This window comes from Mycolicibacterium monacense (assembly GCF_010731575.1).
Taxonomy (GTDB): Bacteria; Actinomycetota; Actinomycetes; order Mycobacteriales; family Mycobacteriaceae; genus Mycobacterium; species Mycobacterium monacense.
Map to the genome: position 1 here is coordinate 4157863 of NZ_AP022617.1, position 12771 is coordinate 4170633.

The window sequence follows — 12771 nt, forward strand, 5'->3', positions numbered from 1 at the left end:
AACGGGTCAGCGGGTGAAGAAGGCGTTGGCGTCTTTTCGGTGCAGCAGGAAGATGCCGCCGGCGATCAGCACCGACCCGATGATCGCGGTGACCGCATAGCCGAACGCGGCCACCGGCGACTCCCGCTCGACGGTGAACAGGTTCGTCACGGTGTAGGCCACCGACCCGAACCCGCCCGCGGTCAGCAGCGTGCGGGTCCAGCGGTAGCCCTGCCGCAGCAGGACCAGGAACGTCACCACGATCGCCGAGACCACGACGACGATCATCACCGCCATGCCCTTGAGGAACACCGAGGCGCCGGCCACGGGCACCATCAGGTTGTCGATCAGGTAGCCGATGACCAGCAGCGGCAGCGCGGCCACCCACAGCCAGAACCCGGTGTCGACGTCAGGCGGCCGGGTGGGAGCGGATCCGGTCATCCCAGCCAGCCGGCCACGTCGGCCGCCCAGTAGGTCAACACGATGTCCGCACCGGCCCGCCGGATACCGGTGAGCGCTTCGAGGGCAGACGCCTGCAGATCGATCCAGCCGTTGGCGGCGGCGGCGCTGATCATCGCGTACTCACCGGAGATCTGGTACGCCGCGACCGGCACCGGGGAGATGTCGGCGCATGCGCGCACCACGTCCAGGTAGGACATGGCCGGCTTCACCATCACCATGTCGGCGCCCTCGGCGAGGTCCAGTTCGATCTCGCGCAGAGCCTCGCGCGCGTTGCCGCTGTCCTGCTGATAGGTGCGGCGGTCGCCCTGCAGACTCGATCCGACGGCTTCGCGGAACGGGCCGTAGAACGCCGAGGCGAACTTGGCCGCATACGCCAGGATCGCCACGTCGGTGTGTCCTGCGCCGTCCAGCCCGTCGCGGATGGCGGCCACCTGACCGTCCATCATCCCGCTCGGCGCGACCACGTGGGCACCCGACTGCGCCTGGGCCACAGCAAGTTTCACGTACTGCTGATTGGTCGCGTCATTGTCGACCCGACCCCGGTCGTCCAGCACCCCGCAGTGGCCGTGATCGGTGAACTCGTCGAGGCAGGTGTCGGCCATGATCACGGTGTCCTCGCCGAGGTCCTTGGCGAGGTCGCGCAGCGCGACGTTGAGGATGCCCTCGGGGTCCATGCCGATCGAACCGCGCGGATCCTTGTCCTCGTCGCGGGGCACCCCGAACAGCATCAGCCCGCCCACCCCGGCGGCCACCGCGTCGGCGGCCGCGCGGCGCAACGAGTCGCGGGTGTGTTGCACCACCCCGGGCATCGACGAGATCGGCCGCGGCTCGTCGATCCCGTCGGCGACGAACATCGGCAGCACGAGATGCCTTGGCTCCAGGGAGGTTTCAGCAACCAGCCGACGCATGGCCGGTGTCGAACGCAACCTACGCGGACGCTGACGCATGATCAGCGGCGGCGACTCTTCTTGCGCGGCGGCGGCAGCGCACCCTCGGCGCGCAGTCGGGCGGCGTGCTCGGCGAGCGCCTCCACCAGCGGACCGACCGCGGCCACCTCGGGCTGCACGTCGACGCGCAGGCCGAACTCCGCTGCCGTCTCCGCGGTCTTGGGCCCGATGCAGGCGACGATCGTGCGGGCGTGCGGCTTACCGGCGATGCCGACCAGGTTGCGCACCGTCGAGCTCGACGTGAAGCACACCGCGTCGAAGCCGCCCGTCTTGATCATCTCGCGCGTCGAGGCCGGCGGCGGTGCGGCACGCACCGTCCGGTAGGCGGTGACGTCCTCGATCTCCCAACCGCGTTCGCGCAGCCCCTCGGCCAGCGTCTCGGTGGCGATGTCGGCGCGCGGCAGCAGCACCCGGTTCACCGGATCGAAAATGTCGTCGTACGGCGGGAACTCGTCGAGCAGACCCAGCGAGGACTGCTCCCCCGTCGGAACCAGCTCGGGGTTGATCCCGAACGCGCGCACCCGCTCTGCCGTCGCCTGACCGACGCAGGCGATCTTCACACCGGAGAACGCGCGGGCGTCGAGCCCGAACTCGTTGAACTTCTCCCACACCGCGCGCACCGCGTTGGTGGAGGTGAACACGACCCACTGGAACCGGCCGTCGACCAGACCCTTGACCGCACGCTCCATCTGCGCGGGGCTGCGCGGCGGTTCGACGGCGATGGTGGGCACCTCGATCGGCAGGGCGCCGTGGCCGACGAGCTTGTCGCTCATCTCCCCGGCCTGATCCTTGGTCCGCGGCACCAGCACGGTCCAGCCGTACAGTGCGCGGCTCTCCCACCAGTTCAGGCGGGCCCGGTTGGTGACGGTGCGGCCGAGCGTCACGACCAGCGGGCCGGCCAGCGGTGCGGCGGGTGCACCGGTCGCGTCCGGTGCGGTCAGCGCGGCCTTGTCGAGCAGCCCGGACAGCGTCGACTCGACCGAGCGCTGCTGGCAGGTGGTGCCGTTGGCGGTGACCACCGCCGGGGTGGTCTCGGCCAGGCCGTACTCGATCAGCGTGCGCGCGGCGTCGGGCAGATGCGAGGCGGTCGCGTGCAGGATCAGCGGGCCGGGCGCGGCGGCCAGGGCCGCCCAGTCCACGTTCGGGTCGCGCACGTCGGCGACGGTGTGGGTGGAACCCAGCGGCAGGCCGGCGTACGTCGGGACCGCGGTGGTGTTCGGCAGGCCGGGCACGATCTCGAAGTTGGCGTGGCTCTTGGCCAGCGCGTTCACCTCGGCGATGACGGCGTCGACCGACAGCGGGTCGCCGGCCACCAGCCGGACCACGTCCACACCGTGCTTGGCCTCACCGGCCAGGACCTTGGCCACCTCGGCCGGATCGCCCAGCGCGGGCCGGATGTCCGGGCCGCCGGGGATGGTCGAGCCCGCCTGCTCGTCGGCGGCGTCCGCCGGCTCGGCCGGTTCAGGGCCCGACGGTGGGGGCAGGTGCGCGCCCACCAGGGACAGCACCGCCTCGGGGACGTCGGGGTCGGTGAAGACCAGCGCGGCATTGACGAGCACACTGTGGGCCCGTGCGGTCAACAGGCCGGGGTCGCCCGGGCCCGAGCCCACGAAGGTGATGCGGCCGGGCTTCATCTTGCGCCCACGCCCGCTCTCCTGCCGAGTCATTTGTCGCTCACTCCGCTCTACAGCTCAGTGGTGATCCGCAATGAGCTCTCGCGCACCCAGTTCGAACAGTTCCGCGGCCACCGAGACCCCGAGGTCTGCGGCCCGGCCGGGAGTTCCGATGCCAGACGCACGGATCACGTCGGATCCGTCCAGCGCCGCCACGCACCCGCGAAGCGACACCTCTTCGAAGACGCGGCCGTCCTCATCGATAGACTCGACCACCTCGGCGATCGCGCCCACCGGTGCGGAGCAACCCGCCTCCAGTTCGGCGAGCAGGACCCGTTCAGCGGTGACTGCCGCGCGCGTGTCGGCGTCGTCCAACTCCGCCAGTAGCGCGATCAGTCCGGTGTCACCTGCGCGGCACTCGACCGCGAGGGCACCCTGAGCCGGCGCTGGCAACATCTGCACCGGCTCGAGAGTCTCGGTGACATCGCCCAGCCGTCCGATGCGGGCCAGACCCGCCCGGGCGACCACGATGCCGTCGAGCTCACCGTTGCCGACCCTGTTCAACCTGGTATCTAGGTTGCCTCTTAGGGGGCGGATTTCCAAACCGAGACCCAGTGCTCTAAGCTGCGCGGCCCGGCGCGGGCTCGACGTGCCGACCGTGGAACCGGCCGGCAACTCCCCCAGCACCAGCCCGTCGCGGGCCACCAGGGCGTCCCTCGGGTCCTCACGGCGCGGGATCGCGGGAATCGTGAACCGCTCGTCGGCCGCCGTCGGCAAATCCTTGTAGGAGTGCACGGCGGCGTCGACGCGACCGTCGTGGATCGCCTCGCGCAAAGCGGCGGTGAACACCCCGACGCCGATGTCGGCGATCGGGCCCTGGTTGCGGTCACCCTCGGTGGAGATGAGCACCAGTTCGGCGGCATGCCCCCTGGCGATCAGTGCGTCGCGAATGGTGCCGGCTTGCGTCGTCGCGAGGAGGCTGGCCCGGGTGCCGATCCGGATGGGCGTGTCGGCGTTGCTCAAGCGTTACTCGGACTTGTCGAGTTCGATTGGCAGCAGGGGCAGTTCGCCGGCGGCCACCGCGTCGACCGCTTGCTGGTCGAGCTCGAAGAGCTCACGCAGCGCCTCGGCGTAGCTGTCGCCGCCGGGTGCGCTGGCGAGCTGTTTGACGCGCACGGTCGGGGCGTGCAGGAGTTTGTCGACGACCCGGCGGACCGTCTTGGCGACCTCGGCGCGGTGCGCGGCGTCGAGCTCCGGCAACCTGTTGTCCAGGCGCAGCAACTCCGCCTCGACCACGTCGGCGGCCCGCTGCCGCAACGCGGTGACGGTGGGGGTGACCTCCGCCATCCGCTGTCCGGCGAGGTAGTTCGCGACCTCGGCGGCCACGATGGAGCGGGCGGCGTCGGCGTCGGAGGCCGCGGCGCGCGCCGAAGGCTCGCGCTGGATGCGCTCCATGTCGATGACGTTGACACCCGGCAGCCCGGCGATCGCCGGTTCCACGTCCCGGGGCATGCCCAGGTCGCAGATCACCAGCCGGCGGTGCTCAGGACGGCCGGTCAGCCCGCGGTGGGCGTCGGCCAGCGACACCACCGGCCGGACCGCACCGGTGGAGGTGATCACCACGTCGGCGTCGGCCAGCGCGTGGGCGATGTCGTCGAGGGTGTGCGCATCGGCGGTGACACCCTGGTCGAGCAGGCTCTGGGCGAGGCGGCGGGCGCGCGGAAGCGACCGGTTGACCACGTGCACCCGTTCGATTCCGGCGCGGACCAGGTGTTTGGCCGACAGGGCGCCCATGGATCCGGCGCCGATGACGACCGCGGTACGACCGGCCAGCGAGCCGAGTTTGGCTTCGGCGATGTCGAGGGCCACCGAGACGACCGAGGCGCCCGCGGCGTCGATCCCGGTCTCCGAGTGCACCCGCTTGCCGACCGACAGTGCGCGCTGCGACAGTTCGTGCAGCGTGCGGCCGACGGTGTGGTTGGCCTCGGCGGAGGTGTAGGCGCGGCGCACCTGCCCGAGCACCTGCTGCTCACCGATGACCGCGGAGTCCAGTCCGCTCGCCACGGCGAACAGATGCTCGACGGCGGCCTCGGCGTAGCGCACGTAGGCGTACTTGGTCAGATCGTTGAGCGACATGCCACAGTGCTCGGCGAGGACCTGGCCGATGACGGACAGCCCGCCGTGGAAGGCGTCGACCACGGCATAGACCTCGACGCGGTTGCAGGTGGACAGCACCATCGCCTCTGTCACCAGCGACGACTGCAACACCTGGTCGACGATCTTGGCCTGGTCGGACTCGTCGGTGCTCAACTGCTCGAGGACCGATACCGGGGCACTGCGGTGCGAAACCCCGAACAGCAGCACGCTCATGGCTTCATCACCACGTCATCCACGGTATCCGTTCACGAGCGTGCCGACCAAATTTCACCTAGTCATCTTTGTCACCAAAGCGGGATTCTGTCACCCGAGATCCGCCCGCAGCCGGGGTTCGTCGATCTCCCAGTAGCTGTGTTCGGCGCCGTCGAGCAGCACCACCGGCAGCCGGTCGCCGTACTCGGCGCGCAGCGCGGCGTCCCCGCCGGCCGCCGCGGCGTCGACGTCTGTGATGGTCAGCCCGAAGCCGAGTTCGCCGGACAGTTCCGCCAGCCGGGCGGCCGCCTGCTCGCACAAACCGCATCCGGCCCGCGTCAGCAACTCGATTGCATGGTCCACCACCCCAGTATCCGGGCCCGGTGTCCTAGGGTTGAGCCGTGTCCGAAACCGGGGGTACGCACGCCGAGCGGCAACAGATCGCCGGGGACGCCAGCGCGGCTGCCGCGGTCACCGAGCTGGAGACCGAGCCCGTCCCGGCACCGCCGGCGCCGCCGCCCGACCTGACCGCCGCGGCGTTCTTCGACGTCGACAACACGCTCGTGCACGGTTCGTCGCTGGTGCACTTCGCCCGCGGGCTGGCCGCGCGCAAGTACTTCACCTACGGCGACGTGCTGGGCTTCGTGTACGCCCAGGCGAAGTTCCAGCTGACCGGCCGGGAGAACAGCGACGACGTGGCGGCCGGACGGAGTAAGGCGCTGTCGTTCATCGAAGGCCGGTCGACGGCGGAGCTGGTGGCGCTCGGCGAGGAGATCTACGACGAGATCATCGCCTCCAAGATCTGGCCGGGGACCCGCGCGCTCGCGCAGATGCACCTCGACGCCGGCCAGCAGGTGTGGCTGGTGACCGCGACGCCCTACGAACTCGCCGCGACCATCGCCCGCAAGCTGGGCCTGACCGGTGCGCTGGGCACGGTGGCCGAGTCGGTGGACGGGGTGTTCACGGGCCGGCTGGTCGGTGACATCCTGCACGGCACCGGCAAGGCGCACGCCGTGCGCTCGCTGGCCATCCGGGAGGGCCTCAACCTGCGCCGCTGCACCGCCTACTCGGACAGCTACAACGACGTGCCGATGCTGTCGCTGGTCGGCACCGCGGTGGCGATCAACCCGGACGCCGCGCTGCGCAGCCTGGCCCGCGAACGTGGCTGGGAGATCCGCGACTTCCGCACCGCCCGCAAAGCGGCGCGGATCGGGGTGCCGTCGGCGGTGGCGCTCGGCGCGCTGGGCGGTGCGCTGGCGGCCGTGGTGTCACGCCGCCAGGACGGCCGTACCGGCTGGCGCTGATAGGCTCGCGCCGCCAAGCACGTCGACGCTGGGAGTAAGCGAAGCATGGCCATCGCTGAAGAGATCATCGGCACGCACTACCGGTATCCGGACTACTTCGAGGTGGACCGGGAGAAGATCCGCGAGTTCGCCCGCGCGGTCAAGGACGACCATCCGGCGCACCACGACGAGGCGGCCGCCAAGGAGTCCGGCTACGACGCGCTGATCGCCTCGCTGACGTTCCTGGCGGTGGCCGGGCGCAAGGTGCAGGCCGAGATCTTCAACCAGTTCGACGTGCCGATCAACATGGAGCGGGTGCTGCACCGCGACCAGAAGATCACCTTCCACCGGCCGATCGTGGCCGGCGACAAACTGTTCTTCGACTCCTACCTGGACTCGGTGATCGAGGCGCACGGCACGGTCGTGACCGAGGTCCGCGGCGAGGTAAGCGACGAGGCCGGGAAACCGGTGCTGACCAGCGTCGTGACCGTCATCGGCGAGGCCGCCCACGACAACGAGGCGGACGAGATCAGCGCGACCATCAAGGCCCGCCGGGATGCGGCGATCGCGAAGATGGTGTCGGGGCAGAACGCGAAGTGAGCGCAGCCCCGCCGAGGGAACTCAGCCGAAGAACATGTTCCGTCGGCCGGCGAGCAACTGGTAGAGCGTGTGCTGGATGGTCTCGCGCACCTGGTCGGTCAGCTCGAACGTGATCATCGGATCGTCGGCGGCGGATTCGTCGTAGTCCTCGGTCGAGATCGGCTCACCGAACTGGATGTGCCACTTGGACGGCAGCGGCACCAGACCGAGCGGGCCTGCCACCGGGAACAGCGGGGTGACCGGGAAGTACGGCAGGCCGAGCAACCGGGCCAGCAGCTTGACGTCGGCCATCATCGGGTAGATCTCCTCGGACCCGACGATCGAGCACGGCACGATCGGGGCCTTGGTGCGCAGCGCCGCCGAGACGAAGCCACCCCGGCCGAACCGCTGCAGCTTGTAGCGGTCCTTGAACTGCTTGCCCAGCCCCTTGTATCCCTCGGGGAAGACCGCGGTCAGCTCACCGGCGGCCAGCAGCCGGTGCGCATCCGAGGTGCACGCCATCGTGTGGCCGGCCTTGCGCGCGGCCTGCCCGACCATCGGCAGGTCGAACACCAGGTCGGCGGCCAGCAGCCGCAGATCCCGATGCACGGGGTGGTGGTCCTTGACCGCCACCGACAGCATCATCCCGTCGAACGGCAGCACACCGGCGTGGTTGGCGACCACCAGCGCGGCGCCCTCGGCGGGTAGGTTCTCGGTGCCGCTGACCTCGACGCGGAACCACGAGTTGAACAGCACCCGCAGGATCGGCAGGAAGACGGCGCTGTTGAGGTGCGAGTCGAAGCCGAACTCGTCGACGGTGTAGTCACCCGACATCCGTTTGCGGACGAATTCGGCGACCGCCGCGATGCGTTTGGCGAGTTCGGTGGGGGTCTCCTCGACCCCGGCCCCGAGGCCACCCGCGCGGTGCTGATCGATCTCGCGGACCACCGCGGCGATCTGCTCGGCCGAGGCCCGGCTGCCGGGATCGGACAGAAGAGAAGGGTGACGACGGGCGCTGTCCGCGCGCTGGGCCGCCCGCCTCGCCGCGTTCCGCCCCGACGTCCCATGCAGCGGGATGACTTTGGCCTTCGACTCGCCAGACACGTACTCTTCACCCCACCGATTCGTCAGTTGTCTCTAACGTCCCCACCGTTGCGCCACCCCCACGGCGCGGTCTTCCACCGACCGTACCCACCGTGGATCGACGATGGGCGTCAATCCACGGCCACGCACGTAGTCGTCGAAAGCCTCCGCCGTGGTCCACTTCGGGTGGTATTCGAGGACTTCGCGCATGCGAGTGGTGTCCATGACCCGGCCGTAGCTCAGATAGTTCAGCTGCTCCCGATCGAGCTCAGTGTATCGGGTTGCCCGTCGCAAGGAGTCCACGAGCGAAAGAGCCGAACGCGGGACCGGCAGCGCGACCCGGCCCGAACGCCGGATCGCCTGGCTCATCATGATGATTCCGGAGGCGCCGATGTTGAACGTGCCGGACTTACCCGCCGTCGTCGCGCGTTCCAGCGCACCCAGTGCGTCCTGTTCGTGCAGCAGCTGCAGCCGCGGGTCCTGTCCGAGCACCGTCGGGACGACGGGTCCGGCCAGATACCGCGACAGGGCGGTGTCCATCGCCGGCCCGATCATGTTGGCCAGCCGCAGGATGGTGACCCCGATGTCGGGGCGGCGCCTCCCGAGGCCGCGGGCGTAGCCCTCGATGTCGATGCTGTCGCGGGCGAAGCCCTCGCCGGGTGGCCGGCGCGCGTCGCTGTCCTCGGTGAACATCACCGGGTCGCGCGGACTCGAGCCGTACACCTCCGAGGTGGACTTCAGGATCACCCGCCGTACCGCAGGCGCCTTCTGGCAGGCGGCGAAGAGCTGGATCGCGCCCATCACGTTGAGTTCTTTCAACGCGGCCCGGCCACCTGCGCGCGGGGCGTACGACGCGGCGGCCGCGTGTACCACCGTGTCCACATCGCCGTTGCGAATCACCTTGGCGATGAACGGATTACGAATGTCCGCGCGGACGAACTCGGCGCGGCCCATTCGCCGCAGCAGATCCTTGCTCGGCGCGATCGCGTCGACCGCGATCACATGGTTGATCAAGGGGTTCTGCGCCAACCGCGCGATCAGATAGCCGCCGAGGAACCGGCACGCCCCGGTGACCAGGACCACCTTCGGGTACGAACCGACGTCGCCCGAGGTGCTCGAATCCACCACGCCAGCCTAACGGCTGCGGCTGAGAGCCACCTGGGCGACGGCCGGCAGACTACTTACCGAGTTTTCTGCGCTGCACCCGTGTCCGACGAAGCAGCTTGCGGTGCTTCTTCTTCGACATGCGCTTACGCCGCTTCTTGATGACTGAACCCATGAACTCCGCTACCTACGTTTTCCTCGGTCCGACTCGGGGCCCGACCCGACGATCGGCCCGACGTCAGGATTGACGTCCAACCCGGACACCTTACCCAAGGGGCGCAGGTGAACGAAAACGTCGGTGCCCGTCGGCCCGCTCCGCCGGCTGTCAGCCCGCGTCGAAGTACGAACTCTCCAACATGTCGTGGACGGCTTTGGCGTGCACCCGGAATGACCGGCCCACCCGCACCGCGGGCAGCTCGCCGTTGTGCACCAGGCGATACACCGTCATCTTGCTGACCCTCATCAGGCTCGCCACTTCGGCGACCGTGAGGAATTGAGCCCGTGGCTGTTGGCCGTCGGCGCCGCTTTCCCTCTTACCGCCAGCCGAATCACGTGCCGATGGCCCGTTCATAGACGTCATCGCAACCCAATCCATCAGGCGCGGGCAGTTCCAGCGGCTTCCCCACCGCTGGCACCGACCCGTGCATACACGAGGAGAATAGCGTGGCGGATGGGGTTACTGCGACGGGTGTGGGCTAATCAGTCCGAAATCCACGAACTACTCTGATGTAATTCCTAGCTGCTCAGAGCGGGTTTTCGCGGCTTCCACCGCATTCGCCACCGCCGACCGCAAACCACCGCGTTCGAGTTCTCGCAGCCCAGCGGCGGTGGTACCGGCCGGTGAGGTAACCGTAGCGCGGAGTTGCGCCGCCGTGGTGTCCATCGCCGTTCCCATTGCCGCATCGCCCACCGGCTGGGCCTCGTCGAGGCGCTCCAGCAACATCGCGGCCGAACCCGCCATCGTCTGCACCACCAGGTCGGTGGCCACCGTGCGCGACAGCCCACTGGCCACCGCGGCGTCGACCAACGCCTCGACCATCAGGAAGAAGTAGGCGGGCCCGGAGCCCGACACCGCGGTCACCGCGTCCAGCTGCGACTCCGGCACGGTCAGCACGCCGCCGACCGAGTCGAAGATCGCCGAGACCTCCTTGAGGTGCTCGGGGGTCGCGAAGCGGCCCGGCGCCAGCGCGCTGACTCCCCCGCCGACCACGACCGGCGCATTGGGCATCGCGCGGATCACCGGTGCGCCCGCCGGCAGCTTGTTCTCGTAGTACGCGGTCGACACCCCGGCCGCGACCGTGACGAAGACCTGCTCGGCGGTGTCGGTATCGGCGTTGGCGGCGGCCTCGGCGATGTCGTCGATGACGTGCTCGACGTCGGCCGGCTTCACCGCGACGATGACGTAGTGGGCGTTGTCGATGGCCTCGACGACGGAGGTCACCAGCACCGAGTGCTTCTCGGCGAGGAACTTCGCGCGGTCCGGATGCTTCTCGGCGACCACCAGATCCTTGACCTGCCTGCCGGCCCGGAGCAGCCCGGACAGCAGCGCCTCACCCATACTTCCGCCACCGATGATCGCGATTCTGGCCATGCGCCAAAGCATGGCATGTCCGCCTCGCGCACCGTCATCCGGCGCGCGTCACTGCGCGGCGGGCACCATCGCCAACTGCCGACTCTGCACGACGATGCGACCCTCGCAGTCGACGACGACGTGGTCCTCGTCGAACCACTCCTGACCGATCTGCGTCGTGGTGCAGATGACCCGCAGCCAGCCGTCGGCCGGACGGGCCCGCAGATACGCCGTCAGCTGCACGGTGGGCGCCCAGCCGAACCGGTTGACCCCGAACGTCACCGGAGCCGACACATCGCCGCACAGCAGCGCGAACAGGACGTCCGGTGCGGCGTCGCGCGGCCGCACCCAGTACTCGATCACCGGTGCGCCGCCGTCGGAGCGCGGCGCCATCGTGGTGAGCGACGGCCGGATGTCGCAGCCGTGCGCCAGGTGCACGATGTCGGCCATGTGATGCCCCGGGCCGATCGGTTCGAGCCCCGGCGGCGGCTCGGGCGTCATCAACGGGACGACCGGGTTGACCGACAGCAGCGGCGGGGTGTGGTGTTCGGGTTCGCCGAGGGTGATCGCGGCGCGCACCGCCACCCGGTCGCCCTGCTGCAGTTCGACGTCGATCAGGCTGACCCGCCGCCCGCGCTTGCGCACGGTCGTGACGACGTCCATGGGACCCGGGTCCGGCGCCCACAGGAAGTTGGCGGACACCGCGATCGGCTCGACACCACTTTCCCCACCCCCCGAGTCGTTTCGCTCCTGCCCGGCGGTCCCGTGTTCGAGGCGGGCCGCGTTCGCGCACAACGCCAGCATCGCGCCCCCGTGCACCTTCGGGCCGATCGTCCAGTGCTCGTTGAGCTCACCGCGGTACCGGCCCTCGCCCAGCGCGGTGAGCGCCATCGCGTCGGTGAACAGGGTCGAACCGGACATGTGGATCCTCCGTGGGTCGGCGCGCAGTCGGTCAGCGCAGCAGGTGCGCCCGGGCGTACTGCAGCGATTCGCGCAGCAGTGCCTCGCGCTCGTTGGCCGTGCGCGCCCCGGACGTGGTGACCTCGAGGATGACATGGCCGCTGAAGTCGCCGTTGGCCAGCATCTGACACACCTCGGCGGTCGGCTGGGTGCCGCGACCGGGCACCAGGTGCTCGTCGGCCGACGCGCCGCTGCCGTCGGCCAGGTGCAGGTGCACCAGCCCGTCTGCCATCCGCTGCGCCATCTCGATGGCGTCGGTGCCCGCCGTCGCCGTGTGCGACAGGTCGAGCGTGTAGTGCGCGTGATCGCCGTCCAGCGGGTCGTACGAGGGGGCGAACGCCGAGATACCCGGTCCGGGCCTGCCGCCGCGTTTGCGCATCCGCTCGATCGACGTCTGGCCGGCGCCGAAGAACCGGTCGGCCCGGAACGGGAACATGTTCTCCACCGCGACCATCACGTCGCTGCCCGCCTCGAGCTCGGCGACCTGCTCGCTGAAGCCCTCGGCGTAGCGGCGCTGCCAGCGGAACGGCGGATGCACGACGACGGTCTGGGCGCCGAGCTGTTCGGCGGCGCGCACGCTGCGGTCCAGTTTGGGGATCGGGTTGGCGCCCCACACCCGTTGCGAGATCAGCAGGCAGGGCGCGTGCACCGACAGCACGGGCACCCCGTATTGGGCGGACAACCGCGCCACGGCGTCGATGTCCTGGCTGACGGCTTCGGCCCACACCATCAGTTCGACGCCGTCGTAGCCGAGGCGGGCGGCGTACTCGAAGGCGGCCTCGGTCCTCAGCGGATAGACCGAGGCCGTCGACAGACCGACCTTGATCGCGGGGCGCACAGGG

15 protein-coding genes are annotated in these 12771 nt (G+C 69.7%); 2 read left to right on the forward strand and 13 right to left on the reverse strand.

All coding sequences use genetic code 11. The features are described from left to right. Positions 1 to 6 precede the first annotated feature (6 nt). The 6 genes from G6N49_RS19915 to G6N49_RS19940 all read right to left on the reverse strand — a co-directional run bounded on the left by G6N49_RS19915 (position 7) and on the right by G6N49_RS19940 (position 5716). On the reverse strand, positions 7 to 420 hold the full coding sequence (locus G6N49_RS19915; RefSeq protein WP_011558105.1) for a hypothetical protein: 414 nt from the start codon (positions 418 to 420) through the stop codon (positions 7 to 9). Then, the gene (hemB, locus tag G6N49_RS19920; RefSeq protein WP_011558104.1) at positions 417 to 1388 is read right to left on the reverse strand and encodes a porphobilinogen synthase; all 972 of its coding nucleotides are present in this window, start codon (positions 1386 to 1388) and stop codon (positions 417 to 419) included. The genes G6N49_RS19915 and hemB overlap by 4 nt, the downstream gene beginning before the upstream one ends. Before the next feature lie 2 nt (positions 1389 to 1390). Then, positions 1391 to 3055 carry a bifunctional uroporphyrinogen-III C-methyltransferase/uroporphyrinogen-III synthase gene (locus G6N49_RS19925; RefSeq protein WP_011558103.1) on the reverse strand — a complete coding sequence of 555 codons (1665 nt, stop codon included), beginning with the start codon at positions 3053 to 3055 and terminating at the stop codon, positions 1391 to 1393. 24 nt (positions 3056 to 3079) lie between these two features. Continuing rightward, positions 3080 to 4024 carry a hydroxymethylbilane synthase gene (hemC, locus tag G6N49_RS19930; RefSeq protein WP_011558102.1) on the reverse strand — a complete coding sequence of 315 codons (945 nt, stop codon included), beginning with the start codon at positions 4022 to 4024 and terminating at the stop codon, positions 3080 to 3082. A 3-nt stretch (positions 4025 to 4027) separates the two neighbouring features. Next, positions 4028 to 5371 carry a glutamyl-tRNA reductase gene (locus tag G6N49_RS19935; RefSeq protein WP_011558101.1) on the reverse strand — a complete coding sequence of 448 codons (1344 nt, stop codon included), beginning with the start codon at positions 5369 to 5371 and terminating at the stop codon, positions 4028 to 4030. Between the two features lie 90 nt (positions 5372 to 5461). Beyond that, positions 5462 to 5716 (reverse strand): glutaredoxin family protein, encoded by a 255-nt coding sequence (locus G6N49_RS19940; protein WP_011558100.1) that lies wholly within the window; start codon positions 5714 to 5716, stop codon positions 5462 to 5464. Between the two features lie 35 nt (positions 5717 to 5751). On the opposite strand from G6N49_RS19940, the gene G6N49_RS19945 reads away from it, so the two are divergent. Together G6N49_RS19945 and G6N49_RS19950 are read left to right on the forward strand one after the other, a co-directional pair. Further along, complete coding sequence (locus tag G6N49_RS19945; RefSeq protein WP_011558099.1) at positions 5752 to 6654, forward strand: HAD family hydrolase; 903 nt, start codon at positions 5752 to 5754, stop codon at positions 6652 to 6654. A 45-nt stretch (positions 6655 to 6699) separates the two neighbouring features. Next, complete coding sequence (locus G6N49_RS19950) at positions 6700 to 7233, forward strand: FAS1-like dehydratase domain-containing protein (protein WP_011558098.1); 534 nt, start codon at positions 6700 to 6702, stop codon at positions 7231 to 7233. Positions 7234 to 7254: 21 nt separating this feature from the next. Here the strand turns inward: G6N49_RS19950 and G6N49_RS19955 are convergent, their stop codons facing one another. The 7 genes from G6N49_RS19955 to G6N49_RS19985 all read right to left on the reverse strand — a co-directional run bounded on the left by G6N49_RS19955 (position 7255) and on the right by G6N49_RS19985 (position 12767). Beyond that, positions 7255 to 8316 carry a lysophospholipid acyltransferase family protein gene (locus tag G6N49_RS19955; protein ID WP_011558097.1) on the reverse strand — a complete coding sequence of 354 codons (1062 nt, stop codon included), beginning with the start codon at positions 8314 to 8316 and terminating at the stop codon, positions 7255 to 7257. 33 nt (positions 8317 to 8349) lie between these two features. Continuing rightward, positions 8350 to 9423 (reverse strand): SDR family oxidoreductase, encoded by a 1074-nt coding sequence (locus G6N49_RS19960; protein ID WP_011854543.1) that lies wholly within the window; start codon positions 9421 to 9423, stop codon positions 8350 to 8352. Between the two features lie 49 nt (positions 9424 to 9472). Next, positions 9473 to 9574, reverse strand: coding sequence for a 30S ribosomal protein bS22 (locus tag G6N49_RS19965; protein WP_003402602.1), 102 nt, complete (start codon positions 9572 to 9574; stop codon positions 9473 to 9475). Between the two features lie 150 nt (positions 9575 to 9724). Then, entirely contained in the window at positions 9725 to 9979 is a 255-nt protein-coding gene (locus G6N49_RS19970; RefSeq protein WP_011558095.1) for a helix-turn-helix domain-containing protein, read from the reverse strand. 138 nt (positions 9980 to 10117) lie between these two features. Then, positions 10118 to 10990: a pyrroline-5-carboxylate reductase gene (gene proC, locus G6N49_RS19975; protein WP_085975368.1), complete on the reverse strand. Its 873-nt coding sequence runs from the start codon at positions 10988 to 10990 to the stop codon at positions 10118 to 10120. Positions 10991 to 11038: 48 nt separating this feature from the next. After that, positions 11039 to 11890 carry a thioesterase family protein gene (locus G6N49_RS19980; protein WP_011558093.1) on the reverse strand — a complete coding sequence of 284 codons (852 nt, stop codon included), beginning with the start codon at positions 11888 to 11890 and terminating at the stop codon, positions 11039 to 11041. 31 nt (positions 11891 to 11921) lie between these two features. After that, a complete protein-coding gene (locus G6N49_RS19985; protein ID WP_011558092.1) occupies positions 11922 to 12767 on the reverse strand; it encodes a sugar phosphate isomerase/epimerase family protein in 846 nt (281 codons plus the stop codon). Positions 12768 to 12771: the final 4 nt, after the last annotated feature.

Bases quoted from the DNA above. Each gene is read 5' to 3' on its own strand.
- G6N49_RS19915 (WP_011558105.1), bottom strand. From the start codon at position 420: ATGACCGGATCCGCTCCCACCCGGCCGCCTGACGTCGACACCGGGTTC.
- hemB (WP_011558104.1), bottom strand. From the start codon at position 1,388: ATGCGTCAGCGTCCGCGTAGGTTGCGTTCGACACCGGCCATGCGTCGG.
- G6N49_RS19925 (WP_011558103.1), bottom strand. From the start codon at position 3,055: ATGACTCGGCAGGAGAGCGGGCGTGGGCGCAAGATGAAGCCCGGCCGC.
- G6N49_RS19935 (WP_011558101.1), bottom strand. From the start codon at position 5,371: ATGAGCGTGCTGCTGTTCGGGGTTTCGCACCGCAGTGCCCCGGTATCG.
- G6N49_RS19950 (WP_011558098.1), top strand. From the start codon at position 6,700: ATGGCCATCGCTGAAGAGATCATCGGCACGCACTACCGGTATCCGGAC.
- G6N49_RS19965 (WP_003402602.1), bottom strand. From the start codon at position 9,574: ATGGGTTCAGTCATCAAGAAGCGGCGTAAGCGCATGTCGAAGAAGAAG.
- G6N49_RS19970 (WP_011558095.1), bottom strand. From the start codon at position 9,979: ATGACGTCTATGAACGGGCCATCGGCACGTGATTCGGCTGGCGGTAAG.
- proC (WP_085975368.1), bottom strand. From the start codon at position 10,990: ATGGCCAGAATCGCGATCATCGGTGGCGGAAGTATGGGTGAGGCGCTG.
- G6N49_RS19980 (WP_011558093.1), bottom strand. From the start codon at position 11,890: ATGTCCGGTTCGACCCTGTTCACCGACGCGATGGCGCTCACCGCGCTG.